The 26,039-nt window shown below is 43.4% G+C and carries 26 protein-coding genes and 1 pseudogene; 5 read left to right on the forward strand and 22 right to left on the reverse strand.

The genetic code is table 11. The features are described 5' to 3' along the window. The first annotated feature begins 513 nt into the window (after positions 1-513). Positions 514-951: a hypothetical protein gene (locus M3212_RS14710; protein WP_251194733.1), complete on the forward strand. Its 438-nt coding sequence runs from the start codon at positions 514-516 to the stop codon at positions 949-951. 343 nt (positions 952-1,294) lie between these two features. Continuing rightward, a complete protein-coding gene (locus tag M3212_RS14715) occupies positions 1,295-2,326 on the forward strand; it encodes a helix-turn-helix transcriptional regulator (protein WP_251194734.1) in 1,032 nt (343 codons plus the stop codon). A 325-nt stretch (positions 2,327-2,651) separates the two neighbouring features. Here the strand turns inward: M3212_RS14715 and M3212_RS14720 are convergent, their stop codons facing one another. From M3212_RS14720 to M3212_RS14730, 3 genes are all read right to left on the reverse strand, one after another. Beyond that, positions 2,652-7,955, reverse strand: coding sequence for a leucine-rich repeat protein (locus M3212_RS14720; RefSeq protein WP_251194735.1), 5,304 nt, complete (start codon positions 7,953-7,955; stop codon positions 2,652-2,654). Between the two features lie 32 nt (positions 7,956-7,987). Continuing rightward, positions 7,988-8,446 carry a MaoC/PaaZ C-terminal domain-containing protein gene (locus M3212_RS14725; protein WP_251194736.1) on the reverse strand — a complete coding sequence of 153 codons (459 nt, stop codon included), beginning with the start codon at positions 8,444-8,446 and terminating at the stop codon, positions 7,988-7,990. Positions 8,447-8,780: 334 nt separating this feature from the next. Further along, positions 8,781-9,371, reverse strand: coding sequence for a TetR/AcrR family transcriptional regulator (locus tag M3212_RS14730; RefSeq protein ID WP_251194737.1), 591 nt, complete (start codon positions 9,369-9,371; stop codon positions 8,781-8,783). Between the two features lie 464 nt (positions 9,372-9,835). On the opposite strand from M3212_RS14730, the gene M3212_RS14735 reads away from it, so the two are divergent. Then, entirely contained in the window at positions 9,836-10,423 is a 588-nt protein-coding gene (locus tag M3212_RS14735; protein WP_251194738.1) for a cupin domain-containing protein, read from the forward strand. A 114-nt stretch (positions 10,424-10,537) separates the two neighbouring features. Here M3212_RS14735 and M3212_RS14740 read toward each other — a convergent pair whose 3' ends face one another. The 15 genes and pseudogenes from M3212_RS14740 to M3212_RS14810 all read right to left on the reverse strand — a co-directional run bounded on the left by M3212_RS14740 (position 10,538) and on the right by M3212_RS14810 (position 17,767). Continuing rightward, the gene (locus M3212_RS14740) at positions 10,538-11,317 is read right to left on the reverse strand and encodes a sulfite exporter TauE/SafE family protein (RefSeq protein WP_251194739.1); all 780 of its coding nucleotides are present in this window, start codon (positions 11,315-11,317) and stop codon (positions 10,538-10,540) included. Positions 11,318-11,368: 51 nt separating this feature from the next. After that, positions 11,369-11,533: pseudogene (locus M3212_RS14745) on the reverse strand (sulfurtransferase TusA family protein). Positions 11,534-11,606: 73 nt separating this feature from the next. Further along, positions 11,607-12,734, reverse strand: a complete 1,128-nt coding sequence (locus M3212_RS14750) for an MBL fold metallo-hydrolase (RefSeq protein ID WP_251194740.1) — start codon at positions 12,732-12,734, stop codon at positions 11,607-11,609. Positions 12,735-12,777: 43 nt separating this feature from the next. Then, positions 12,778-13,173 carry a DsrE/DsrF/DrsH-like family protein gene (locus tag M3212_RS14755; RefSeq protein WP_251194741.1) on the reverse strand — a complete coding sequence of 132 codons (396 nt, stop codon included), beginning with the start codon at positions 13,171-13,173 and terminating at the stop codon, positions 12,778-12,780. Between the two features lie 17 nt (positions 13,174-13,190). Continuing rightward, positions 13,191-13,424 carry a glutaredoxin family protein gene (locus M3212_RS14760; RefSeq protein ID WP_035661034.1) on the reverse strand — a complete coding sequence of 78 codons (234 nt, stop codon included), beginning with the start codon at positions 13,422-13,424 and terminating at the stop codon, positions 13,191-13,193. A gap of 11 nt (positions 13,425-13,435) precedes the next feature. Beyond that, positions 13,436-14,011 carry a sulfurtransferase TusA family protein gene (locus M3212_RS14765; RefSeq protein ID WP_251194742.1) on the reverse strand — a complete coding sequence of 192 codons (576 nt, stop codon included), beginning with the start codon at positions 14,009-14,011 and terminating at the stop codon, positions 13,436-13,438. Between the two features lie 55 nt (positions 14,012-14,066). Then, a complete protein-coding gene (locus M3212_RS14770; RefSeq protein ID WP_251194743.1) occupies positions 14,067-14,351 on the reverse strand; it encodes a rhodanese-like domain-containing protein in 285 nt (94 codons plus the stop codon). 19 nt (positions 14,352-14,370) lie between these two features. Next, entirely contained in the window at positions 14,371-14,733 is a 363-nt protein-coding gene (locus M3212_RS14775) for a rhodanese-like domain-containing protein (protein ID WP_251194744.1), read from the reverse strand. Positions 14,734-14,751: 18 nt separating this feature from the next. Beyond that, entirely contained in the window at positions 14,752-15,231 is a 480-nt protein-coding gene (locus M3212_RS14780; protein WP_251194745.1) for a DsrE/DsrF/DrsH-like family protein, read from the reverse strand. 71 nt (positions 15,232-15,302) lie between these two features. Beyond that, positions 15,303-15,530, reverse strand: coding sequence for a sulfurtransferase TusA family protein (locus M3212_RS14785; RefSeq protein WP_251194746.1), 228 nt, complete (start codon positions 15,528-15,530; stop codon positions 15,303-15,305). Positions 15,531-15,690: 160 nt separating this feature from the next. Beyond that, entirely contained in the window at positions 15,691-15,951 is a 261-nt protein-coding gene (locus M3212_RS14790; protein ID WP_035661025.1) for a metal-sensitive transcriptional regulator, read from the reverse strand. Further along, positions 15,938-16,327, reverse strand: coding sequence for a hypothetical protein (locus M3212_RS14795; RefSeq protein ID WP_251194747.1), 390 nt, complete (start codon positions 16,325-16,327; stop codon positions 15,938-15,940). The genes M3212_RS14790 and M3212_RS14795 overlap by 14 nt, the downstream gene beginning before the upstream one ends. A gap of 16 nt (positions 16,328-16,343) precedes the next feature. Beyond that, positions 16,344-16,733 (reverse strand): rhodanese-like domain-containing protein, encoded by a 390-nt coding sequence (locus M3212_RS14800; RefSeq protein ID WP_251194748.1) that lies wholly within the window; start codon positions 16,731-16,733, stop codon positions 16,344-16,346. A 159-nt stretch (positions 16,734-16,892) separates the two neighbouring features. Continuing rightward, positions 16,893-17,276, reverse strand: a complete 384-nt coding sequence (locus M3212_RS14805) for a DUF302 domain-containing protein (RefSeq protein ID WP_251194749.1) — start codon at positions 17,274-17,276, stop codon at positions 16,893-16,895. A gap of 98 nt (positions 17,277-17,374) precedes the next feature. Continuing rightward, positions 17,375-17,767 carry a carbonic anhydrase gene (locus M3212_RS14810; RefSeq protein ID WP_251194750.1) on the reverse strand — a complete coding sequence of 131 codons (393 nt, stop codon included), beginning with the start codon at positions 17,765-17,767 and terminating at the stop codon, positions 17,375-17,377. A gap of 493 nt (positions 17,768-18,260) precedes the next feature. On the opposite strand from M3212_RS14810, the gene M3212_RS14815 reads away from it, so the two are divergent. After that, positions 18,261-19,484 (forward strand): PucR family transcriptional regulator, encoded by a 1,224-nt coding sequence (locus M3212_RS14815; RefSeq protein WP_251194751.1) that lies wholly within the window; start codon positions 18,261-18,263, stop codon positions 19,482-19,484. A gap of 331 nt (positions 19,485-19,815) precedes the next feature. On the opposite strand, the gene ade is transcribed toward M3212_RS14815, so the two are convergent. Beyond that, positions 19,816-21,531 (reverse strand): adenine deaminase, encoded by a 1,716-nt coding sequence (gene ade, locus M3212_RS14820; protein ID WP_251194752.1) that lies wholly within the window; start codon positions 21,529-21,531, stop codon positions 19,816-19,818. Positions 21,532-21,665: 134 nt separating this feature from the next. Here ade and M3212_RS14825 point away from each other — a divergent pair, with 134 nt between their 5' ends. After that, positions 21,666-22,499 (forward strand): metallophosphoesterase, encoded by an 834-nt coding sequence (locus M3212_RS14825; RefSeq protein WP_251194753.1) that lies wholly within the window; start codon positions 21,666-21,668, stop codon positions 22,497-22,499. 263 nt (positions 22,500-22,762) lie between these two features. On the opposite strand, the gene M3212_RS14830 is transcribed toward M3212_RS14825, so the two are convergent. Genes M3212_RS14830 through M3212_RS14840 form a run of 3 tightly spaced genes read right to left on the reverse strand, consistent with a single transcriptional unit; the run spans position 22,763 to position 25,917 of the window. After that, entirely contained in the window at positions 22,763-23,074 is a 312-nt protein-coding gene (locus M3212_RS14830) for a YerC/YecD family TrpR-related protein (RefSeq protein WP_251194787.1), read from the reverse strand. A 26-nt stretch (positions 23,075-23,100) separates the two neighbouring features. Next, positions 23,101-24,123 carry a DUF3048 domain-containing protein gene (locus M3212_RS14835; RefSeq protein ID WP_251194754.1) on the reverse strand — a complete coding sequence of 341 codons (1,023 nt, stop codon included), beginning with the start codon at positions 24,121-24,123 and terminating at the stop codon, positions 23,101-23,103. Positions 24,124-24,177: 54 nt separating this feature from the next. After that, positions 24,178-25,917, reverse strand: a complete 1,740-nt coding sequence (locus M3212_RS14840) for an adenine deaminase C-terminal domain-containing protein (protein WP_251194755.1) — start codon at positions 25,915-25,917, stop codon at positions 24,178-24,180. Positions 25,918-26,039 lie beyond the last annotated feature (122 nt).

The following is a 26,039-nucleotide window of genomic DNA, read 5'->3' on the forward strand; positions in this document are numbered from 1 at the left end:
TCCATTCTGTGCCTTCCAAGTCAATATCGTTCATCAGGATATAATGGCCGGACAAGTCATTTCGGATATTATCGAGATCCGCCGCATCGTAAATTTCTATCTCTTCTGCGCTTGCCTCCGCCTGAACTTTCTCGTTTAAACCCGGTATTGAGACAAATAGCGTCAGCAAAATTCCAATAGTAAAAGCCCTGTACAATCGTTTGTTAGCATGTTACCATCCTTCCCTAATGAATGACCATTTTCGCTCCGTTTTATTTCGTGGTTAACGTTGCTTCGTGAATTTCCCCACAGAAACTCACCTAATCTCTGTTCAGAACACAATTAAACTATCACAAGACCCCTCACGTACTATTCGTATTGGATCACGTCCACCGTTTGCATCATCCAGAAGCACTAGCTGAACTCAAAGATTGGATTTTGCACAGCGAATCCTCGACTAAATTCATTTTTCTGTCGAGAGAGGCTTTACCGTATTTATCCAATTGCTCTGACTTACTACACAAGCAGTTTCAGTTGGCTTCAAAGGATTTAAAGCTTTCTTATGAGGAAAGCGAGGTTTGGTTTTACCAGCAACCTGAAATCGAAATGAATGCAATCCAGCTGTCGGACATCTTCTTTATAACAGACGGCTGTCCTGCTTTGCTCCACTTGGCAGTTCAACATAACCGCTCCGATCAAGGTGTCTTGATGGATAGTATGGACAGAATCACGCCATCCTTGGAGGGTTATGTTCTCGGGGAGTGGCTTCAACATATACCCGAAGCGATCTGGACAGAAATCCATCCATTATGCGTGACGCCTTACTTCACGATTGATTTTGCCAAGAAATTAATCCAGAAAGTAGTGCATTCACTTATTCTCCTGCTTGAACAGCATTGTTTGTTATGTAAAACAAATGTTAGAAATCGCTGGCTCTATCGATTTCACCCCCATTGTGCAGGCAATTATTAAGGAACGATTCACTCCTTTCCAAGAAACAGACACCTGCATAAAAGAAAGGGCAGCTTTATTTTTAAACGAAGAAGGCTTGATGAAGGAGGCCGTAGAGACTGCTCTAGAAGCTGGTCTGCCTATATTAGCGCTGCAATATATAAAGAAAATGGCTCCTGAGATGCTTTAAGTACAGGATTATGACTTATTGCGGAAAGGGTTTAAGGGGTTGGATTATAATGTAATATCACAAGACAAAGAGGCAACGGCATTATTTCATCGGATTTCCGGATCAGCTGATTGTTTCACTTTTCGTGCACCCGAGGATATATAGAGCCCTCATGTAACCCTTAATCGAGGGAGTTTGCCATTCATTCGTCAAGCGATGACCTTCAATGGCGATATAAACAGGATCGAACAGCAGACTCTTGGGCCTGAACCTCCTAATCCATATAATCTCCCTTTCCGCCATTTGGCTTTAGCTGAGGCTTTATATGAGAAGAATCAAATAATGCCTACGAGAGGGCAGCTTGACAAGGTATGGGAATGTGCCGGATCTAACCATCAGCAACCTGGACTTTCCATTCCTGCTTTATGGCTGACGCTTCTTTGTGATCAAGCCGAAGGCAGGCAAAAGGAAACTCATTTCATGGCTGAGGAGATTTATTACAGATCCTTGCAGACTTCGATTCCTATTTGGAGAAGAATTGGTCAAGCTGTGCGAACTTACATCCTTTTACAAGAGGGACACATAGAGGATGCAGCGGACTGGTTATCGGAACAAAAAGAAATATTGCCCATCTACTGGCACCAGTGGACAAGCTTTGAATTTTTCATGTTTGCCAGAGCGTTGATCTTATTTCAAGAAACGGAGGAAGCCAATAACTTATTGCGACGTATGCTGACATCTGCATCGTTGGAGGAAAATTCTGGTGTTCATCTGGAACGAAGAATACTGCAAACCATTGCTACCATCCAACTGGGGAGGCATGAGGAATCCCGCCTATATATAAGAAGCGCTTTAGAAATCGGTTGGAAAAATGGATATAAACGACTATTTCTTGATCATGATCCGCTTGTTTTTCTCTCGATTAATGAAGTTCAAGATGAGCTTCCCGATTATTTACAACGTTATTGCAGCCAGTTATTACAACTTGGGAGAAACGAAGACCTTAAAGTTATCAGTGAAAATCCAAAAATGAAAGATGCACTAACTATTCGCGAAATTCAAATCCTTCAATGTATTCGACAAGGTTTTTCGAATCGTACTATAGGCGAACAACTGCATATCTCGGAAGGTACTGTCAAAGGTCACTTGCATCGCATTTTTAAAAAATTAAATGTCAAAAACCGCGTTCAGGCAGTAAAGGCTGCAGAAAATGACCGGATGATTTAGCCTCCATCGATAAAGGAGCATCCTAATAGCTATGCAGACGGGTTTGACGAGCTTTTGTAGTGAAGAGTTATGGCTTGGTGACGAAAGGTGCGTCCCGGATGGTTTCACTGTCTCTATAGTTGACTCCACAAAGTCAGTCGGTGAGAGTCCTTTCAACGTCTTGACGCAAACAACGTGCAAACAGGAACTACTCACTAAAGTGTTTTCAGACTGAGCATGCACTTGTAGTTCTGCACAAAAGAAAGAGGAACCCGAAGGTCCCCTCATGCAAGTGTTTTTCAACCTGGATGCCAGACTAGCCTTGTCTCGCCTCAGGAATAACAGGTTAACCATCCTTTTCATTCTGCAGCACGTTCAGTACCTTGCTGACGACGATGGCTGCTTCTGCGCGGGTCACTTCCTGCTGTGGTCGGAAGCTTCCGTCCGGGTAGCCCGTCATCACCCCTTCTGCTTGCAGGACGGCGACCGCCTCCACGGCCCAAGCCGAAATTTCCTGCTGATCGGTAAATGTCATCGGTTCACTCGCTTCTGCTTTCAACCTCATCGCCCGCAGGACGATTAGCGCCATCTGTTCTCTCGTGATCGGATCGTTCACCCCAAAAGTTGTTTCGTCGTAGCCCGACACGATGCCATGCACGACTCCAGCGGAAATCGACTCCCGTGCCCAATGATGCTCACTGTCGGTAAAGACCGTGCTGTGCGTTCGCTCCGTGCTATCCGTTACTCCCTTGCCTTCCTGATTCAGGGCTTGAACCGCCATCGTCACAAACTCCGCTCGCGTCATCGTCTGATTCGGTTGGAAGGTACCGTCGGGATAGCCTTGTATCGCCCCTCGCGCCACCAAATGATAAATCTCTTCTTCCGCCCAATGTCCGTCCAAATCAGAAAAGGCCATCTGCGGACCATCGTCCTCCGACTCCCGCGGATCAAACGATTCATCTGGATGATTCGGTTCGTCTGCTGCTTCAACAGGACGGGCGATCGCGGCAAAATTCGTAAAATGATCGATGTCTCCACTGATCGTGCCTTGCTCTTCATCGATGATAATGTTATCCAGTTCCACCCACTCGTTTGCTTCTTCATCGAGCCAATACAGGCTAATCGTCCAGTCTTCCAGCACATGATTCATATTCGAGCCGAACGATTCAAGATCTAGCGTGAGGGTGATCGCGTCCTGAAAAGGTCCATCCTGATCCTTGGTCAGAGTGACGACCTTGCTGACCAGTTGCTCCTCATCCGTTAATGGCAACGTGTCTGGCAATTGTTCCTCATCTATGGTGTCGATTGTTAAACGGAAGGAGCGTGGCCAAGCTTCAGCGGGAATCTCGACCTCACCACCATCGAAGGAAATCACGGCACCGTTACTTCCAATGAACCTGCTGTTCGACGGCCTTGACCCTCCGCCTCCACCGCCAGAAGAGCTTCTCTCCGACGTATTCAAGCGAAAACGATTCGTCGTCGCCTGCACTTCGTTGCCCGCTGCGTCCGCTGCCTGAATATGCAAATACCAGTCTCCGTCCGCATCCTTCTTCGTCAAGTTGTCGCCGCTGGTAAACGGTAGCCAATCTGCGTCACCGGCGTCCGGAGGAGACGAATCTTGCGTCCATGCATAACGCAGACTGGATTCGTCCACGCCGCTGTTGGCGTCAGCCGGACTGTCGGTGACGGTCACCTTCGTCTCTGCGTAGGTGGACCAGGATTCATTTCCATCGGTGCCGAAATGGACCGACGGAGGGGTCTGGTCGATCCGAATTGTCCGTTCCGCTTCAACTGCGTTACCCGCGTCGTCCTGAGCACTCACGAGCAGGCCATGCACCCCTTCGGTGGCAAATTCAAGCGGGGCGGTATATGCTTGCCAATCAACACCGTTGTTCAGAGAATAGAACAACATATCCACAGGCAGGCCATCCTCATTGGAAGCATACACGGCTGCCGTCACGTTTTGGGTGGTCCATGCGCTGGGAGAATATAAACTGCCGTCCGCGTAAGTCAACGTGATGTCCAGGTTACTCGGCACAGGCAAAGCTGTCTTTGCCATGACCTCGACTGCCTCGCTCGTTCCGGAGGCGTTCACAGCCACCAAACGGTAACCATAATCCGTATTCGGAGCAAGCCCTGTATCAACATGCGAGGTTGACGGACCTCGGTATACTTCTTTGTCGTCACGGACCAAGATGTATTCATCTGCATACGGTACAGGATCCCAACTCAGATGAATCTCCGTCTCCTCCGTATTGTCCACCGATAGGTTCGGTTGCGCTGGCACCGGCAAGTCCGTTCGTGCACTCGCTTCCGACGCTTCACTCGTTCCACTAGCGTTAACAGCAACCAGGGAGTATTCATAGATGGTATCCGGTTCTAATCCCGTATCTTCATACGATGGAGACGAGCCTCGGTACACTTCTTCGTCACCGTCACGGATTAAAATGTACTCATCCGCATACGGCACAGGATCCCAGCTCAAATGAATCTCCGTCTCTTCCGTATTGTCCACCGATAGGTTCGGTTGCGCTGGCACCGGAGGAGCAACCGTGATGGTAATGTTTGCTGTACCCACTGCCCCATACTCCGTTTCAACTTGTAACGTCACCCCCAAGGTTTGCGGGGTCGATGTGTAGTCCGATACATCTAATGTCTCATTCGTGCTCGCTTCTACACCATCCACCAACCATGTCACCTTTTCAATATTTGCTACCGGGTGACTGTATGCAGCTTGCAATTGCCCACTTTCTTCATAGTCTAAAGTAAGAACCGAATCAACTTCCTCCCCGTCATACATAATCCCGACATCGGGAGCAAAATCCAACGCAATGAAGGCATACTCCTGCTCATCCGCATAGTCCTCTGTTGTTGAATTTTCATATCCGTACAGTATCAGTTCGGAAGAGTTTTCATAAAATACATCACTATCGAAAATAGCATCAGGGTTTAATACTGTTACTTTGGTAAGGTCATTCCTTCCAAGTGCATAATTTTCAATATGTGTGACGCTATCAGGAATAACCACCTCGGTCAAGTTATTAGTAAAGAATGCATATTGACCAATTGTTAGTACGCTATCAGAAATGATAACTTCGGTTAGATTGTTGTCTGCGAATGCATTAACATCAATCCTTAGCGCACTATCAGGAATGATGACTCCAGTCAAATTGTTGTTCGAAAATGCATATCTCCCAATTTCTGTTACATTGTCAGGAACCTCTATGTCTCTTAAATCGTTATATGCGAATGCCCGATTACCGATATATTCCAACGTGTCTGGAAGTTCTAATGTTTCGATATCTTTTCTCTCGAAAGCACCCTCATTAAAAGTTGCTCCATCCCGGATATGAGTCACCGTCAACCCCATCACTTCATCGGGAATCCTTAGATCACTCGGTACATCGCCAAAATCAGCGTTCCAACCGTCAATAGTGGCTGTGTCATCATCATTTTTCGTATAGTCAAACCCTGCGATATCAATGGGAATAAAGTTATACCTTTCATTCGCATGATCCTCAGTAGTTGAACCTTCCCAACCGTATAGGGTGAGGGCATCGTTAGAACCAAATGGAGAACCAACAAACTGTACCGCACGATTAAGAATGGTGACCTCGGTTAAGTTGTTGTCCCTAAAAGCATCCCTCCATATCTCCGTCACACTATCGGGGATGACTACCGATGTCAGGTCGTTAAGCCCAAAAGCAAATTCCCCTATCACCGTCACGCTGTCAGGAATGGTGACGTCGGTTAGAGTATTTCTCAGAAAAGCCTCCTCCCCAATCTCCGTCACACTATCGGGTATGCTTACACTTTCTAAATTATTATCACTAAAAACAGCCATCTCAATCACTGTCACACTTTCAGGAATATTTACGGATGTCAGCTTATTATTAGCAAAAGCATACCACCCAATCTCCATCACGCTATCAGGGATGTCTACAGATTCTAGGTTATTCTCTCTAAAAGCACCACCATCAATCTTCGTTACACTATCAGGAATGTCTACAGATGTCAGGTTGTTCTCTTGAAAAGCACCTTCTCCGACAACCGTCACACTATCAGGGATGGATACGGATGTTAGGCTGTTATTCGCAAAAGCCCAATCCCCGATATATTCTAGCGTATTTGGAAGTACTAGTGTTTCAATATCGAGCGAATCAAACGCATTATCGTTAGGTCCTGTTCCATCCCCAATCCTGGTCACGATCAACCCACCCAATTCGGAGGGAATGACGATATCCGCACCAGAACCCGTATACCCTGTAATCGTCGCGGTCCCGTCGCCGTTGTCCGTATAGGTAAAATCCAAGCCTGTAATGTCGACAAAATCGTGACCATTTGCAGTGGCATACGCCTCTGTCGTTGAGTCCAGATAACCGACCAACCGCAGATCAGCCGCGTTACTCTGAAACACAGAGTTGCCGAACGTAACATCAGGATTGTGAATGATCACGTCTGTCAAATCGTTATTCGCAAAGGCAGTGTCCCCTATAACCACCACGTTGACTGGGATGATCACGTCTGTCAGATCGTTATCCCGAAAGGCGCCATACCCGATCTCCGTCACATTGTCTGGAATGATCACTTCCGTCAGGTTGTTACCCCTAAAGGCTAAGCCCCCAATCGACTCCACACCGGTGCCCAACACCACTTCCGTCAGATTGTTGTCCGCAAAGGCTGAGACCCCTATCTCCTTCACGGTCAACCCATTTACTTCATCTGGTATGACAAGGTTCTGAGGCGGGGTACCATTATATCCTGTAATCGTCGCGGTTTCGCCGTCATCGTTGAGGCTGTAATCAAACTCCGGGACAACCTCCACCGTAACTTCTGCTGTAGCCGTCATGCCATAATTCGTTTCCACTGTTAAAGTGACTTGGATCTCTCCGAGCGTGTCTGTATAAGACTCCAGTGACAGTGTATCACCCGTTCCTGCCGGCTCTCCATCCACTTCCCAAGCAACTTCGTCAATCTCCACTATATCAGTATCATGACTATAGAAGGCCTCTAATTCCCCTGAAGATTGCAGGAAGACTTGCAGTTCATCCGCGACCGCCTCACCTGCATATTGAATGTCTACACTCGGAGGTGTGTCCAGCGGTTTGAATGTATGGTAGCTGTCATTCGCATACGTTTCCGCTACTGAATCTGTAAAACCGTAAATGGTAAAGGAACTAGATGTATGTTGGTTTCCACGAAATATAGCAATCCCCATATCTGTGACACTCTCCGGAATCATGATCGCTTCAAGGTCGTTATTATGAAATGCACTCCTCCCAATCCTTGTCACACTGTCAGGGATCGTTACTTCTGTGAGTTGATTATCGTTAAATGCATGCTCCCCAATGCTTGTGATGCTGTCTGGAATGACAACTGCTGTTAAGTTTTTATGAGAGAACACACCCGTAAGAAGATCGACCCCATCCGCAATCTCCGTCACGGTCAACCCATCCAATTCAGAGGGAATGACAATACCGACGCCCTCAGGACCCGTATACCCGGTAATCGTGGCCGTCCCATCCCCATTATCGATGTATTCAAAGTTCTCATCATTGGCATTCACTTCTACAGGTGGAATATTGGCCATTAATAACGCGATAATCACAATCACTGCCATATACGGGGTTTTTTTATTTTTCATTTTCATCAGAACTCCCCTTCCCTTTCCTTCAAGGTGATCTATGTACATGAAGAAGATTCAGCAAGTTGTTGAACTCTCGAAACAATAATACGAATTTTCACTTTAGCCCAAATCTCTTGTGCCTGATTAAAACCTGTAAATTGTAAGGTGATAAGTCCCCTTTGATCATCCAATATCTTTTTGTTTAAAACGTTAATCTCTGCTGAAATCGTGTCATTGGGGAATACCGGCTTTATCCATTTTGCATCTATCCCCATTCCTCCTAACATGTCCTCCCCGACAATCCCCAATTTGACCCATTCTCCATTAATAATGGACATCGTATGCATACCAGAGGCAACAATGCCATTGAATAAACCTGTTTTCTCTGCTTTTTTCTCATCTACATGATAATAATGAGGATCATATTTTTGTGCGAAATCAACAATTTCCTTTAGCGTAAGCGTGTATGGTTTGGTTTGATACACCTGCCCGATTTGAAACTCTTCATATTTCATTTTGTACCCTCCAATCCTTAGTTCAATAGTGCAAGTATCGCCTCGGTCATATCTTCTAGATCAACCTGCTCCCTGCAGCGGTTTGAATGTAGGGTTGCGATCATTCGCATACGTTTCCACTACTGTACCTTAAAAGCCACAAATCCTCCCCTGTCCTTCACCAGTTGGTATGGAGTGACTCACTTTCTCAAGCAATACTAATTAAATACTAATTAATTAGTATTTAATTAGGCAATTAACTCTTCTGTACCCATTACCGAATGAAATACTGGAATTTATTGGTTTTAGAAAAAAGTAAACCGAAATGCATATTAACCATCTAGTCATCAAAAAATCACTTCAGCAAAGCGAGTATCGCCTCTGTCATCTTATCTACATCAATCGGCTCTCCATCCATATGGTGATGGATAATGCCACCTGTGATGATGTCATAACAGCGAATAGCCAAATCTTTCGCATCTTTCTCCCGGGTGACCCAGCCTTTCTTTTGTAAACCTCTTATAATAAGAGCAATATCCTCCGCCCACTTTGAATGATATTCACGAAAATAAGTTCGGACTTTTTCATCATGACGATTTTGTATATAAAAATCATAAAATACCAATGTCCACCTTGAGGAAATGTAACGAGAGAGCACCTCGTTTGCCCAATAGGCTACAGTTTGCCTGAAGTCTTCACCGACTATTGCGTTGTCTTCCCTATGGATCTCCTTAAAAAAGAACCCTTGATGATCCAACAAATGAAAGAAAAAATCCTGCTTGTTTTTGAAATGTACATAAAAGGCGCCTTTTGTATAACCTGCCCGTGCAGTAATGTTTTCAAGTGTTGTAGCCGCATATCCCTGTTCGCAAAATAATTCCAGCCCTGCTTCCAACAATTTATGATAGGTATGCTCCCGCTTTTGTTGAAATTTATTTTTCGTCACTTTTTCAGTCCCCTATCTAAATACCTGCTTTGATTCTAATAATATAATTTGAATGCTACCACAAATTAAATACTATCAGGTTAGTAATTAATTTACAAGACCATTTTTTTCCGGAAGGAAAAAAACAACCTATTAACTCAGTCCCCTTCTTTTCACATAAGAAAAGACGAACTTGGCCACCCACACCCAAGTTCGTCTTAGCCTCCTCTCCATCCAGAAGCCAGTTGTTCCGCTCCATAGCGTAATAAAATTCAGGTAAACAGGAAAGTCAGTCTCACCCTTTCCTGTTTATCTAATCTTGAGATACTTCACCTTCACTGAATTTAAAAAATAGCAATAATGTTGCTTACATTTCTATGATGATTGTTTTTTATTGCAGAGTATCGTTGTACTATATGTAGGTACACTTCCTTAACTAAGTGCATAGGATAATATCACAAAGAATTGTGAAGGGATTGAGAAGTATGTACCATGTTCCTTATGTTTATCCGTACCAAAATCCATACTATATTGGTCCAAAGTATAATTATGAAAAACACTATGATCATTGGACTACTCCTAATGTTACTAGGTCTGTAAACAGATCTGATTTAGGCTCTTTCAATAATCATGGAGGATTTTTTTTAACAGATTATGGACCAAAACCACTTGTTGTTAATATCAATGAAGTAACGAAGCAAAACAATACGTACCGTACTGCTTTATGGACGGGATCACATTTACAAGTTACTTTAATGAGTATCGATGTTGGTCAAGATATTGGTATAGAAATGCATCCTAACGTTGATCAATTCTTACGCATTGAACAAGGTCAGGGAATTGTTCAGATGGGTAACAGTGAAGATAATTTAAACTTTAGAAAATATGTCTATGATGATTCTGCAATAATGATTCCTGCTGGTACATGGCACAATCTAACCAATACAGGCAATGTTCCACTTAAACTCTACTCGATATATGCACCTCCAAATCATCCATTTGGTACTGTTCATGTTACAAAAGCAGAGGCATTGGCCGCAGAAAAAAGCCACGTTCATAGCCCTGGACGGTAAAATGAAACTTAGAAGATATTAAAAGATGTATAATTGCTTATCCCATGGGTTGTTAATTTAACCAAAATAGGAAGATCCGTTGACCGGGTCTCCCTATAATTTCAAATATACTTACTAGCTAAGAATATCTAACCAAATCTTTATTGAAGTACCCAAAATTAACAGTGCTAATATCCATTGTAAAAGTTTTGTATTTACTTTCTGCCCCATTTTTGCTCCCAATGGAGAAGCAATTAAACTCGCTATAACCATGATAAGCGCTGGTAGAAATTCTACCTGCCCAGTTGATATTTTTCCAACTGTAGCCCCTATTGAAGAAATGAGCGTAATGGCTAAAGAGGATGCAATCGTCACACGTGTTGGTAACTTTAAAATAACTAACATAATTGGTACCAATAGAAAGGCCCCCGCCGCCCCAACGATACCTGCACCTATACCTACAATAAAAGCAAATAATGCTGCTAACCATTTATTAAAAGCCACTTGCTCAGGTGGAATATCATCTCTCCCCTTTTTGGGTAGGAACATCATAATCGCTGCAAGCAATGCTAAAATACCATAAACAAGGTTTATGATTTCTCCAGACATCATCCGCGAACTATAACTTCCTATAAAACTACCAACTAGAATACTTACTCCCATAAAGGTGATAAGTGTCTTATTTAAATAGCCACCTTTACGGTAAGCCCATACCCCACCCATCGTTGCAAAAAAAACTTGTACCGCACTGATTCCTGAAACTTCATGCGCACTAAATATTGCTACTCCAAATAATGGAGGGATATAGAGTAACAGTGGGTATTTTATAATTGATCCACCTATACCAACCATACCGGATATATATGAACCTATGAACCCTATCAAAAAGATCGTTAAGATAAATAGTAAATCCATTTCGTTTTGCCTCCTATACTATAAAAGGGAACCAATTTGGTCCCCTTATATTCAGAACTTTAGTACACCATCATCTTCTGAATCTTTTTGCCTCATGACCACCTGACTTTACCCATGGTACAAGACCACTTTTTGCTCCTTTATCTTTGCATGAATTCTAAGACCTCTCCTGCTAACTAATTCATTAATTGCCCTTTTTGTTTTTACAATTGGCATTGGACATGCTAATCCTTTTGCGTCAAATACTTTGCTACGTTCATCTTAAAATTCCTCCTAATTTATATTTTAATTATCGAACAGCACAACGGTTTGGACCAATTTCCATTTCACGTTGTTTTTCATCATCTGGACTGATTTTCCCCATGTTTGTTTCACGGATTTCTTGATAAGCATTTGGTTGCGGCGGTAAATTTTCCGTCACTAATTTTCTAAACTCATTTTCGTCTTCAATGTTTAACCCATGGTTTTGTGCAAACAGAGTACCCAATTTTGCAGAAACACTACCGTCTTCATTTAATTCGTCAATAATCATAAAGTGGGCTGGAAGAACAATAAGGTCCTCAGATAATTCTCTGTAACGCGTGTAAAGACTTTCTCGCAAATCGCCTACCCAATCTTTAGCGAGGCCTGCTAGGTCAGGTCTTCCAATGGAATCAATGAATAGAATATCTCCGGATAACAGATATTTTTCATCGATAACAAATGAAGTCGAACCAATTGTATGACCAGGTGAGTAAAGAGCATGGATGTTGATCGTTGAGTTCCCGATTTGTACGTCATTTCCGCCTTCAAGTGCTGCATATTCAAACACTACTTCACCTGCGTCTTTCGGAGGTAACCAGTACGTTGCACCAGTTGCTTCCGCAATTTTTCTTCCCCCAGAAATGTGATCAGCATGTAGATGAGTATCAAATACGTGTGTAATTTTTGCATTGATTTCTTTAGCAAAGTTCACATACACATCTGCCATACGTGTCGCATCGATTATGGCTGCTTCTCCATTGGAAACAACCATATAAGATAGACAGCCTTTACCTAGACGTACAAATTGATATAGCTCACCACCGTCTTTTAGGTCCCCTACTTTAACTGGCTCTAGATATTCACTCCAAGCCTTCATACCTCCCTCTAAATAAGCTACGTCTAACCCTTTATCAGAAAGCATCTCAGTTACCATCATGGAAGAACCTTCTTTCGCACAAACAACTAATACTTCTTTATCTGTTGGAATTTTATCCATGATTTCTTCTACGCCATCTAATAGTTCAAAATAAGGAATATTGAAGTAATCAAAGTTTTCTCCTTCGATTTTCCAATCTGCGAAATCACCTTCATTCCGAACATCTAGAATAAATAGCTCTTTCTTTTCGATTACTTTTCTTGCTACTTCTTTTGAATTCATCGCTTTAACTGACATTTTTATACCCCCGTTAGTATATTTTATTTTAAAAAAAATTTAATTAAAACGTTAATGTTACATCCGCATCCTTGGCGAATTCTAAGAATGTAACGGCTCCACCCACTTCAATTCCATCAACAAATGCATCTTTTTCTAGTTCTATAACATCCATTGTCATTTGACAACCAATCAATTTAACACCCATTTCTTGTGCCATTGCCACGAGTTCAGGGATCGCAGGAACATTTGCTTTCTCAAAACCCTTTTGGTAATGCTCTTTCCCCTCTGGCATTGGTAATTTACCGTATGCTTCTTTATGAATTAGGTTTAGACCTTCAAAGGTAAAGAATATCGCTACCTCTTGGTCTGTTGCAGCTGCAGCTGTTGCTACATTGAAAACTTTGTAGGCATCAAATAACCCACCATTGCTTGCGATAATCGCTAATTTTCTACTCATCTTCTTTCAACCTCCTATTATTTTCTCAATGCTGACATAATGCTATTTGGATCATAACCAACAACCCACTGGCCGTTCACTTCCGTTTGTGGAACCCCTAATTGACCTGTTTTTTCTACAAGTTGCTGCATAATGGCAGGATTTGTTTCTACATTCACTTCTTGATAGGAAATGTTTTGATCTGATAAAAAGTTTTTTAACATCACACAATAACGACAGTGATTAGATGTATAAACAGTAATCTGATTCATGTTGACCCCTCCTATTTATTAAGACTATCTGTTGGGTTACCCCATTCACTCATGCCAGGTACGACATTAATAACTGTTTTAAATCCAGCTTCTGTTAATTTTTGTGCGGCTAAATCACTACGGCTTCCAGTACGACACACAACATAAATATCTGCATCCTCGCTTAGTTCATTAAAACGATTCTCAAGTTCACCAAGCGGAATAGATTTTGCACCAGGAATATGATTGAAGGCATATTCAGCTGATTCGCGTACATCTAACACTAGAATCCCTTCATTGTTAGCTAATTTCGCTTGAAGTTCCTCGTTGTTTACAACATGTGGGTGTTTCTTCTCTTCTTTTTCTTCCCCAGTCGCCTTACGCAGATAATGTTTTAACACTTCACCCTCTTCAAGCGTTCCTAAATATTGATGTCCAGTGCTCTGTGCCCACGCCTTAATATCAGCAGTTGATCCTTTATCTGTTGCTTGAATTTCTAATACTTTTCCTGGTTCGAGCTCATTCATCGCTTTTTTTGTACGAACGATTGGCATTGGACATGCTAATCCTTTTGCATCTACTAGTTGATCATATTTAATCATTTCCATTAATAATCCTCCTCAGAATGAATACCTATATAGGTATAATTTATTTCAAAAAAATTTACTGAACGTTACCTTCCCAGTTCATCATGCCTCCAACCATATTGGTAGCATGAAACCCTTGACTTGACAGAAACTCAGTGGCTCTTCCACTTCTAGCACCAGAGCGACAAACAATAATATATTCTTTCGTTTTGTCTAGTTCATGTAGACGAAATTCTAGTAATCCAAGCGGGATGTTTACACTTCCAGGAATATGCCCTGCTGCTACCTCATCCGTTTCACGAACATCAATAATATTGGGGTTAACGAGACGTTCTACTTCTTTTGGTGTGATTTCTTTCATAACTGATCTCCTCCTAACGTTAGTTCCAAGTGCTCATACCGCCTTTTACATTTGTGATTTTTTGAAAACCCATTTTTCTCAAAAGTTTTGTTGCCTTATTGCTGCGCATTCCACTCTGGCAAATAACAACAACCTCTTTCTCTTTTAATAACTGACTTCCTTTTTGAGAAAGTTCATAGAGTGGAATGTTTTTGAACATATTAATCTTGTTTCTAGAAAACTCACCTGGTGTTCTTACATCAATAAATTGAACATCTTTTCTCTTTAACTCTTTTTTAAGGTCACTCGTTGAAATTTGTTTTACACCTTTAACAGGCATGAACTTATTAATTAAAAAGAATGCTACTATAAGACCGAATAAAATATTTATGACTAAATCCAATTTAAGTACCCCCTTGGGTTAAATAAATAAGTTCACATTTCCTTCTTCTGCATCAGCTAAATATGCGGCTACACCAGCATATTCTAAACCATCAATCAACTCTTCTTTTTGTAGTCCTAATAGATCCATTGTCATTGTACAAGCAACTAACTTTACGCCTTGTTCTTGTGCCATTTCGACTAAATCAGGTAATGGCATAGCATTGTGTTTTTTCATAACATGCTTAATCATTTTTGGCCCCATTCCGGCGAAGTTCATATTGGAAAGTCCCATGTTATCAGCGCCTCGTGGCATCATTTTCGCAAACATTTTTTCTAAGAATCCTTTTTTCACAGGTACGTGTTGATCCTTTCTAAAAGCGTTTAGTCCCCAAAATGTTGAGAAAATTGTTACTTCATGATCATAGGCTGCAGCACCGTTCGCGATAATAAAAGCTGCCATTGCTTTATCATAATCCCCACTAAATAAGATGATCGTTGTTTTCTTTTTTTCTGTCATGTTGTTCACTCCTTTGTTTTTTCTTAACTAATACCAGTACAGGTATATAAACTTTCATAAAAATAGGTTGGTTAGCCTTTTTTAATCCAGAACTTCAATACACTATCTTCTTCAGTATCTGATAGTAACTCATGCCCACCAGATTTTGCCCAAGCCGATAAGTCATTTTTGGCTCCTTTATCGGTCGCATGAATCTCTAAAACCTGACCTGATTCCATCTCATTTATTGCCTTCTTCGTTTTTACAATTGGCATCGGACAAGCTAGTCCTTTTGCATCAAGAACTTTATCTGCCTTCATTTAGATAGCCTCCCTTTTCATTTCAATACATATACCTCTATAGGTATTATAAAAGAATAAAAAAATTTGTCAATAACTTTTTAATTCGTTTCGCAAAGCTCATTTAAACCTATAGGGGTACTGTAATTGATATCACTCACCCCTGTCAATCATCTTTTTATTATCTGCTTTTTACTAATAAGTTCACAGCTTCTTGAATAAGCGCTTCTGTGTCTTCGCCTTTTACAATTTGCTCGCGGACACACTGCTCTAAGTTAGAGCTTACGACTAAACCAATCGTTCGGTCCAACGCATTTCTTGCGGCTGACATCTGAACGACAAGATCCTTACAGTCCTTACCCTCTTCCATCATTCTAAGAATCGCTCTGACTTGTCCTTCTACACGTTTTACTCTGTTTTTCATTTTGTCATTGTACTCCATGGATTTCCCTCCTTTTTCTACAGTTAAACCTAGTTGGTTGTTTATTATTATACAGATAATACCCTTTAACTTTTGCCCCCTTATTCTTCAAGAAGCTGGCACTTACATTAACATCAATCATCTCTGAACCAATGATATAAATGCTGTTCCCCTCAAAAAGATAGTAGTTCTTTTTTAAATAGGCTAATGGAATATTAACAGTTCCTGCTACCCGAGATTTATAAACAATAGAAGAATCCCTTACATCAAGAATGATAGTATGATCTTGATCATTTATTTTCTCCAGTTCAACACAACTTAAACCAAGAACTGGTACATATCTTTTATATAAGAAGCGAGTAAAGATAATTGTTAATACGATTAAGAATGTCGTCATATAAGCACCTATGAAGTTATTTTGTAACCTCGCCTTCCCACTTAAGCATTCCGCCTTTTACACTGACTAAATCTTGATACCCAAGATCCGTTAATGCATTTGCAGCTTGAAGACTTCTGTTCCCACTGCGGCAGATGATGACGATTGTTTGATCTTTAGGAATAAGTTCGGTTTGATCACCTAGTGTACTTAAAGGAATATTCATCATACCATCTATATGCCCTTCATTAAATTCATGAGACTCACGAACGTCCACAAAGAAAACATCTTCATGTGGCTCATTCATTAAATTGGCTAATTGTTCCGTGTTCATTTCATCTATCCCTGCATTAAGCGATAATTTATATCCAAAAAAGCCAATTAATATGGTTATAGGGATTATGATATGCCAATATTTTTTTATCAATGATCTGCCCTCCTCGTTGTTTATACTCATATAATATACCCTTATAGGTATATAGTCAAGCCTAATTTTTAAATGGAAATTATTATTTAACAAGCAATAAAGAAGTCTCTTAATGAAAAGTCATGACCTTTCACAAGAGACTTAAATTGGTTGTTTCCCTTAAATACTTTTATCTATAGCGGACATCAATCTTTTTTCAATGTTTAAGGCAATCTCATTCAATTCCTCATCATTTACATTTTGAATTAAAGCAGATGGCTTCGGCATTCCAATTTTTGTTTTTCCTTGGTCTGTATACACAACTATTTTACAAGGGAGAAAGTAACCAACCATTTTATTTTTGTCTAATACTCTTTTCGCTTCATGTGGATTACACACTTCCAAAACTTTATACGGTTCATTGAATTCTAACCCTTTCTCTTGGAGCTTTGCTTGAATGTCAAACTCCCATAAGACACCAAACTTTTCTTCCATAAGAGTTGCTTTCAACTTTTCAATTGTTTCTTCCATCGTGTTCGATGTTTCAATTGTGTAATCAAACATGTTATCTCTCCTTTTAGGTCTTTTTTATACCGCGCAGGGTATACAGTAAAGTATGTCGGTCTTGTTGTCAAACATTAAACTCATTTTTTTATATAACTTTATAAAGGATAAACCCTTTCAAGCTCTCCGGATTCTACGTGAAACAAGCCAATCATTTGTACACCTTGCCCATATTTTTTATAGATCGGATGCTGTTGTAGTTGTTTAACTTGTGATAATACATTTTCTCTAGTTAACTCATCCATCGAAACATCTTTTAACAAGTTGTGATCCGGCAAATTTTTTCTAACCTTGTCAATCCAACCTCGGAGCTCTTCTTCATTATTGCCCGACCAAGCTGCTTTGACTCCCCCACAATCAGTATGGCCTTTAAACACAATTACATTCACATTTAAATGTCTTAAAGCATAGAAAAGACTGGCTGAAAAACTCTCATCATCAGTGGGCACTTGATTAGCAATATTTCGATGAACAAACAATAAATTCTTCATTTCGTTTACGTAACTCTAAATCTAGCATAGCTTTCACCTATTTCCCGATTGCTCTTAAAGCTTGGTCAATTGATAAGTAGTCAAGTTTATCGCCGTATTTTTTATTCCAATTTGCTTTCTTTAACCCTAACCTCCAGTAAAATAACGCCAATATCTATTTTACTAAAGTAGTAGGTTATTGAGCAAAAGTGTAAAATCTTATCAAGCGAAAACTTTTAGTTGATTTATCAAAGATTGTAACCAGTTCTCTAGTATATCCTTAACATCTAATTGAGGCTTTCTCATTAATTCAAGGGTGAGCCAGTCAATCGCACTTCTTATTGTTAATGCCATCACCCTTACTAATTTTCTGGCAAATTCTCTGAAAACTCCTTCTTGTGTCCCTTGGATTAGAATATTTTCAATCTGTCTTCGTCTTCTACCTTATCTTCCCCCGCAAAAAAAGATATGATATTCTAACAGAATAAAAGTTTATCAGACAAGGAGTTTGCCGATGCAGGATCAAGCCCAGCTGTTCAATCGTCCGTTTGATTCATTGGAAGAGTTTGTTGATACCATTAGTGAGTGCTTACAGTGTCCGGTTACGCTGGAGGATGCCAACCACTATTTGCTGGCGTACAGCTCTCATGACGATCAAACCGATGCAGCACGGATTGCGACCATTATTGGGCGGAGAGTCCCTGAAAAAGTGATTAACCGTTTTTGGAAGGAAGGGGTCATCCCGGCGTTAAATCAGAGCAATGAACCGGTTATTATTTCGGAAATGACGGAAATCGGGCTTGGGCGCCGCGTCGCTGTCTCGATTCGCAAAAATGAAGAAGTTCTCGGTTATATTTGGGTTTCTGAGTCCGGCCGCACGTTGTCAAAAGATGAGCTCGAGCTGCTGAAAACGGCAGCAAGCAAAGCGAAAAATGAGCTTCTTCAGCTTAATATGCAGCGGAAACGGAAGGAACGCAATTATCAGAATGTCCTTTGGCAGTTAATGACCGGCGATGTCCATGATTATACGGAGATGAAGCAGGATTTACAGGCGATCGGCATGCATCCGAAGATGGGCTTCTCGGTGATGATCATGCGCTTCCCGAAATTATCCGAGACGCTCTATCGGCAAATTACCTATGCAGCGAAAACCTCACAGAAGATCACGCTTTTCATCACCGCCCAGGATGGCGATCAAATTATTTTTCTGACCGGACTGCCGGCAAAAGATAAAGGCAGTCAGCAAGCGCTGACTGCTTTCAGTTCCACCCTTCAGGCTCAGATCGCGGAGCGTTTCAGCATTATTCCGGCTGCGCTTGGCTGGGGCTCTGTCTATCATGATTATGACTATATCAAAAAAAGCTACGAAGAAGCGCAAAAAGTGATTCAATTAAAACAAGCCTTTCCGAAAGAAACGGAAGGCCTGCTGTTTTTTCATGAGCTTGGCGTGCTGCGCTATGTTGAGTTTTTTCAGCGACACAAAGCGGCTGCGACTGTCGGGAAACATCCCGCTCTGGCCATTTTGCAGCATTACGATAAACGTCATCGCACGGAGCTTTTTGCCACACTAAGAGCCTTTTTGCTGACGGACGGCAATATGAATGAGGCCGCCTCTCTGCTCCATGTTCACGTCAACACGCTAAACTATCGCCTGAAGCGCATTAAGGAACTGACTGAGATCGATCTAAAAAATCCGATCCAAAAGCTTGGTCTCTACTTTGATCTCCTTCTCGATTAAGGGGGGAAAACGAGCGCTTCACTCGCCAAAAGCCCGGTGCGAGAAACCCACTCACAACGAGGCCATTGAAAAACCTCTTTTTCCGTAACTCGAAGAAGAGTAATGGCTCCGCGCGTTGCACGCCTTGCTTCGAGACACCTACTCGTAGCAAGGCTTTCAAAATCAGGCAACGGCTACGCTCATTACTAAAAAGCTGCTGAAAAAGTGAAAATCGTACTTTTTCAGCAGCTTCCTCACAACGGGCTTTATAGGGTCAAGGCGGTTACACTCATTACTTCTACATATTTCCCGCTATCATTTTATCCGCTCAGCCGCACTTGAAATCAACTTCTTACAAATGCCTGAACGCTTCAACATCAAACAAGCCGCAATCGGTCAGCTTTAGCGCCGGGATGACCGGCAAAGCGAGAAAAGACAAGGTCAAGAACGGATTCCACCCTTCCTCCACGCCGAGCTCTTTTAAGCCGGCATCCAACGTTTTTATCGAGCGATAAACTTCTTCGTAAGGTGCTATCGACATCAATCCGCCAAGCGGCAAAGGAAGCCCGTCAATCAGGCTCTCCCCTTCAGCAAGCACCATTCCACCGTTCATCCGGATCAACTGCTCAATCGCAGTACGAATGCTCGCATCATCTGCTCCACACGCCACAATATTATGAGAATCATGGGCAATCGTTGCGGCCATCGCGCCTTTTTTGAGCGGAATTCCTTTGACAATGCCGACCCCGACATGGCCGAGAGCCCGATGCCGTTCAGCGACGACCAGCTTCAGCTGATTATTAGCAACAGATGGCTGAAAAAGCCCATCGCGGCTAGCCACAGGCTCCTGCAAATGCTTCGTTACGATCGAACCCGGTGTGACGCCAATAACCGGTTGCACCTCCTCTCGAACAGGCAAAGCAAACGCATCATCCGCCAGCGGCTTTACGTTGATGCTGTGTAAGAGAAAGTCCGGCGGTGCGATTGGCTCGCGTAACACCGTTTTAAGCTCGCCCTTTTCGGCGATAAGTTCCCCTTTCACATAAACGCGCTCGATTTCCAGCGTCTCCAGATCACGCAGGAACAGGAGGCTCGCTTCATAGCCTGGCGCGATCGCTCCTTTTTCCCGGAGGCCGAAGCACTCCGCCGCATTAAGGGTCGCCATCTGAATTGCCTGAAGCGGGTCGAGCCCTAGCGAAACCGCTTTTCTCACACTGGCATCAATGCTTCCTTCATCGATAAGGTCGTCGAGATGCTTGTCGTCTGTCGCAAACACGCATCGTCTCGCGTTGGCAGCTGTGACCGCCGGAAGAAGCGCCTCCAAATCCTTGGCGGCTGTCCCCTCACGAATGAGAACATACATCCCTCTGCGGATGCGCTCCTCTGCTTCGCTCGCGGTAACAGCTTCATGATCATTTGAAATTCCAGCCACACGGTAGGCATTTAGCCCATCACCATTCAAATCGGCAGCATGACCGTCGATTCCTTTTTGCCGCATCCTGGCAGCCTCCAGCTTTGCGACCATCTCTTCCTCTCCGGCAAACACTGCCGGATAATCCATTACTTCTGCCAGCCCATATGCCTGATCCTCATCAAACAGCTCCTCAATTTCTTTCGCCGTTAACGTCGCTCCATTATGCTCAAAGCTCGCCGCCGGGACGCAGGAAGGCACCATAATCCGAATATCGAGTGGCAAATTTTTCGCCGCTTCCAGCATATAGCGGACTGCCTCCTTTCCGCCTACATTCGCCAGCTCATGCGGATCTGTCATCACGGTCGTCACGCCATGCGGCAGCACAACCTTGGCAAACTCCTCAGGTGTGACCGTTGCTGACTCAATATGGACATGACCGTCAATAAAGGATGGCGCAAGAAATGCACCAGCCGCATCTATTTCCACTCCCCCCTCATACGAACCGACGCCAACAATCATCCCGTCTGTAATCGCGACATCTGCTTCATATGTGGTTAACGAAAACACATCAATAATGATTCCATTTTTAATAACCAGCTCCGCTTTCTCCCGTTTTGTCGCGGCCGCCAGTTTGGCTTTTAATCGTTGTTTCATAGTCTGCCTCCTTCTGCCTGCTTGTTCATGAGTACAGTTTACCTTGCTTTGCGTGGAAATGCACGACGATCAAGAGATTATATCTGATACCTTTTTTTGCTCCCGCTGTGCTACTATCAAGATGAGGTGAGAAAATGAAAAAACGAATAACGAAGCGCCTGCTTGTAATAGTTGCAATCCTTATATCCCTGTTTTGGTTCTCACATTGGCAAAATAATTCGCTCGTCACGACTGAAGTAGCGCTTCATTCCGAGCGTCTTCCGCTGAATTTTTCAGCGTACCGCATTGTGCAATTATCCGACTTACATAACAAACGGTTCGGCAGCGAGCAGCAGGCTCTTGTACAAAAAGTTGCCGACGCCCGGCCTGATCTCATCGTTTTTACCGGAGATCTTGTTGATTCCGCTAAAGGCGATGAAGAGGCAAGCTTACTCTTGATGGAAAAGCTGGTCGAGCTCGCTCCTGTTTACTACGTAACAGGCAATCACGAATGGTCATCCGGCCGCTTTTCATCGCTTGAACAGCAGTTAACGGCCGCAGATGTCCACATATTGCGAAATACAGCATCGGAGCTCGCGATCGGAGAGGATACGATCCAGCTTGTCGGCATCGATGACCCGGCGCAAGGTGAGCAAACGGAGAACATGCTTGAGCAGGCCTTTCTCACTATCGCCGACGAGCCATTCACGATTTTATTGGCTCATCGACCAGAGGAATTTGCTCGCTATGCCGATTATCCGGTTGACCTGATTTTCTCCGGTCACGCGCACGGCGGCCAATTTCGCCTGCCATTCGGCGGTGGGCTCGTCGCTCCAAATCAGGGCTGGTTCCCCGCCTATACAGCCGGCACCCATACGATGGGGCGCGCAACGATGATTGTAAACCGCGGACTCGGCAACAGCATCATTCCACAACGAATCTTCAACCGCCCTGAAGTTGTCGTGGTGACATTAAGAAAAACCGCGTAGCGGCTTTTCTTAGAAGCGGCGTACATCTTTTAAGGAGTAACGTGCGAAGCCGCCGCCCTTCCTCGAAACAACCCGAAAATCTTATACTTTCTTATCTTTTGAAAAAATAGAGCCACTCAAAAGGCTAACACCGGCCTTTTCGCCTGGCTTCGCTCGCTGGAATTCATGAGGACTTCACTCATGAATTTGAAGATCTTCCTACGGCTCCGCTTTCAGGCTAAGAGCCACTCAAAAGGCTAACACCGGCCTTTTGAGTGGCTCTTTTATTCTTCGACTTTTAGTTCGTTTTCTTTGACGCGGTCAAGCGTCATTTTATAGCCGTCGTTTCCATAGTTCAGGCACCGTTTGACGCGGGAAATCGTCGCAGTGCTGGCGCCTGTTTCGGTTTCGATTTTATGATAGGTAAAGCCGTTTTGCAGCATTCTGGCTACCTCCAGACGTTGTGCAAGGGACTGGATTTCATTAATCGTACATAAATCATCGAAAAATTGATAACATTCCTCAAGATCCTTTAATGACAAAATCGCTTTAAATAATTGATCTAGCTCCTTGCCACGCAGCTTATCTATTTGCAATGTCATTCACACCTTTCCTTTTTCATTTAGTAGGTGACACTTGTAAGAGTAGGAACAATATTAATCCATGTTTGTCCAGGGCTTAGCGGGACTTGGACCCCATCCCTGACAGGTATAATTTGACCATCGCGATTTTCCCAATCCACTTCATTGGCGATTCCGCTTTGAAAGAGGATTCCTTTTCCGCCTGAGGTTAGATTAATGGCACGACGTCCGACATCATCCAGCGTCCGGTGTTCAGCTTCGACAACGAACAAGTTCGCCAGACTGACCGGCTCGTCCGTTTCGTGGTCAACTGTCTGTGCCTCTCCATTGAATCGATGGTAGACGCCCAGTTCCTCATCGAAGACATAGTTGACCATATTCCGGTCATAATAATTAATTTCAATCGCCTTTCCGTCCGCACCCGCTAGTTGAATTTCTTCATTTTCATAGAAATCCAAGCTTGGAACAGGCCCGTCCAGCTCATAGTTACGAGATTCAAAGCCTTCCAAAATATGCTCAAACGTAATATAGGAGTTATGAGGAGCCTGCCGTTCAGCAGAACGTTCAAAAAGCGTTCCGTCATAAGACAGCCCGTTTAGAAAATCCGCCGCCCCGCCATTCAATAATTGCTCGGCTTCCGGACTCCAGCCATGAATGACGAGCATCCCGTTATAACCGTTCACCAGGTCAATAAAATAAGGCCGAGCGCTTCTCACAGGTCCGACACGCTCCGGCAATTGACTGTGATACAAAGCGATAAAACGGGTAACCTCGCCTTCCGCCAGCACTTCATAGACCACATCCGCCGAAACCAAGCCTGATTGAGGCCTTGCCGCAGGATGATTATTAATCGTCACGCCGACAACGCGACGATCAAGCTGCTCCTCCGTTCCAACTCCTGTTAACGGATATGTATAAGGGAGAGAAGCCTCGGCTTCTCCCGCATCTTCAACCGGTTCAACCTGTTCCTCTTCTATGTCCACCGTCGGTTCATCGTTCTGACACGCGGCCAGCATCGTCAAAGCGGCAACTGCCGCGATCCATTTGCTACTGCTTTTTTTCATCTCTCGCACAACCTTTTCCTGAATTAACTCACTAAAGGATCTTTCTTTTTTAGTTTACCGCATAATTGCAGGAAAGAGTACCGTTTTCTTTTTCACATCATAAATTCCACGCTGGGTGACACGGATATACGGCAAATGGGTTGATGAAAAGAAGAGTAGGCTGTAAATTGGGTCTTCATGCTTATAGCCTCGTTCCCGTAATAGTGTAACAAATTTTTTCTCTTCTTCCATAATCTCTTGCATCGGTTTCGCTGATAAAACACCAAACAGTTCTAATGTCATACTGCCGATCACATTGCCATCCTCAACGAGCGTCATTCCGCCGCCCTGCTTTTTCAGGGCCCGGAAGGCAGCGATCATATCGGAGACATTTTTTCCTATTAAAATAATATCACCGGTGTTCGAAAACGAGCTGGCAAAGCCGAGCACATGGGTGGCGAAGCCTTTAATCATTGTCGCAATAAGCCACTTGCCGTTTTTATCGATCATGACAAAGAAGCTTTCATCGTGCGTCGTCGCCAATTCCTGATCGGTCGGCTCCACCGAGATTTGATATGGCTTCAAAATAACGGCATTGGCCATTTCAATTCCCATCGGCATCGAAAAAGATAAATCACTTTCTGACAAATCCCAATCAATTTCAAGCGGTCCGATCCCGAACTTTTCCCACGGAAACGCTTCAAAGCCTTCACATTGCCGGCCTTCACGCACCAGCCATTGTCCTTTTGCCAGCACCGCTTTCGGATTCGGCTGGTCAATCGCTTCAAGAATGTTCAGATGAGCGATCCGGCCAGGCGCGATCATGCCAAGCTTGTGGTCAAGCTGATAATACTTCGCGACGTTATAGCTTGCCATTGAATAAGCGTCAATCGGATCAAGCCCGCTATCTATCGCAATCTTAATCAGCTGATCCATCACACCGTTTTCGTAAAAAGAAGGTGGCGACCCATCGGTGGTCAGTAAGCATCTGTCGAAATAGTCAACACCAAGCTCTCTCATTTCCTTTAACAGCTTCGGTAAGTCCGGCCGGATTGACGAATGGCGTAAAGAGGTCATGTAGCCGAGGTTTAGACGCCGCACCACCTCTTCTCCTGTCATCGCCTCGTGGTCGCAGGTGACCCCTAACAGAGCCATCTTCGCCAAAGTCCGCTCAGAAGCGCCAGGCAAGTGGCCTTCAATCCGTTTGCGGAGACGAGTCGTTTCCTGCATCCAGTGTAGAATCGAATCATCGCCGTTCAACACCTTCGGCCATGAGGTCAGCTCGCCACCCTGGATGACAAGCGGATGCTCCAGCCATTCCTTCATTTTCGAATGCGAAAAGAAGGCATCGTCCAGCACTTCCGTCTGGGCATCATAGCGGCACCACCAGAACATCGTCGCCGGAAGCTCATTCAAGGCTTCAATAATGGAAAGCGCTTTCTTTTTTTCAAGATACAAAAAGAACATCATGTTGTCATTGATCAGCGTTGTCGTTCCCCTAGAGGACGCATATTTCGCAAAGCTGTGGGGATTATATAGTTGAAACGGGTGGGCGTGGTGCTCAATATAGCCAGGTACCACAAAGGATTTTTTACAATCCACAATTTCTGTCCCCGTTGTTTTCGTAGGCATTTCATCGCCAACATAAACGATCCGGTCCTCGGTCACCCAAATGTTGGCGGTCAACCATTTGCGGCGGGCATGGTTTAGATACGTTGCCTCCTTAAGGACCACTGAAGGAGCGCGATCTCCTTGCACAACAGCAAGCTGTTGCCTCAGTCGTTGTTTTGTCCAGCGATAAAGTCGCTCTGGCATTTCATCATCACTCATTTCAATTCCTATTTTTTCAATCGTAACATATTTCTATGGGTGAACTCACGAAAGATGTGATATCTTTTAACGAATTTTTTGTGAAACATCAATTTTGACAGAAAGGT

The organism is Halalkalibacter oceani, assembly GCF_023715705.1.
Taxonomy (GTDB): Bacteria; Bacillota; Bacilli; order Bacillales; family Bacillaceae_D; genus Halalkalibacter; species Halalkalibacter oceani_A.

Coding starts and splice junctions, on each gene's coding strand:
- M3212_RS14790 (WP_035661025.1), bottom strand. CDS start 15,951: ATGGAGTACAATGACAAAATGAAAAACAGAGTAAAACGTGTAGAAGGA.
- M3212_RS14780 (WP_251194745.1), bottom strand. CDS start 15,231: ATGACAGAAAAAAAGAAAACAACGATCATCTTATTTAGTGGGGATTAT.
- M3212_RS14810 (WP_251194750.1), bottom strand. CDS start 17,767: ATGAAGAATTTATTGTTTGTTCATCGAAATATTGCTAATCAAGTGCCC.
- M3212_RS14720 (WP_251194735.1), bottom strand. CDS start 7,955: ATGAAAATGAAAAATAAAAAAACCCCGTATATGGCAGTGATTGTGATT.
- ade (WP_251194752.1), bottom strand. CDS start 21,531: ATGAAACAACGATTAAAAGCCAAACTGGCGGCCGCGACAAAACGGGAG.
- M3212_RS14735 (WP_251194738.1), top strand. CDS start 9,836: ATGTACCATGTTCCTTATGTTTATCCGTACCAAAATCCATACTATATT.
- M3212_RS14785 (WP_251194746.1), bottom strand. CDS start 15,530: ATGAAGGCAGATAAAGTTCTTGATGCAAAAGGACTAGCTTGTCCGATG.
- M3212_RS14760 (WP_035661034.1), bottom strand. CDS start 13,424: ATGAATCAGATTACTGTTTATACATCTAATCACTGTCGTTATTGTGTG.
- M3212_RS14835 (WP_251194754.1), bottom strand. CDS start 24,123: ATGAAAAAAAGCAGTAGCAAATGGATCGCGGCAGTTGCCGCTTTGACG.
- M3212_RS14815 (WP_251194751.1), top strand. CDS start 18,261: ATGCAGGATCAAGCCCAGCTGTTCAATCGTCCGTTTGATTCATTGGAA.
- M3212_RS14765 (WP_251194742.1), bottom strand. CDS start 14,011: ATGGAAATGATTAAATATGATCAACTAGTAGATGCAAAAGGATTAGCA.
- M3212_RS14740 (WP_251194739.1), bottom strand. CDS start 11,317: ATGGATTTACTATTTATCTTAACGATCTTTTTGATAGGGTTCATAGGT.
- M3212_RS14805 (WP_251194749.1), bottom strand. CDS start 17,276: ATGTTTGATTACACAATTGAAACATCGAACACGATGGAAGAAACAATT.
- M3212_RS14770 (WP_251194743.1), bottom strand. CDS start 14,351: ATGAAAGAAATCACACCAAAAGAAGTAGAACGTCTCGTTAACCCCAAT.
- M3212_RS14795 (WP_251194747.1), bottom strand. CDS start 16,327: ATGACGACATTCTTAATCGTATTAACAATTATCTTTACTCGCTTCTTA.
- M3212_RS14840 (WP_251194755.1), bottom strand. CDS start 25,917: ATGCCAGAGCGACTTTATCGCTGGACAAAACAACGACTGAGGCAACAG.
- M3212_RS14750 (WP_251194740.1), bottom strand. CDS start 12,734: ATGTCAGTTAAAGCGATGAATTCAAAAGAAGTAGCAAGAAAAGTAATC.
- M3212_RS14725 (WP_251194736.1), bottom strand. CDS start 8,446: ATGAAATATGAAGAGTTTCAAATCGGGCAGGTGTATCAAACCAAACCA.
- M3212_RS14825 (WP_251194753.1), top strand. CDS start 21,666: ATGAAAAAACGAATAACGAAGCGCCTGCTTGTAATAGTTGCAATCCTT.
- M3212_RS14755 (WP_251194741.1), bottom strand. CDS start 13,173: ATGAGTAGAAAATTAGCGATTATCGCAAGCAATGGTGGGTTATTTGAT.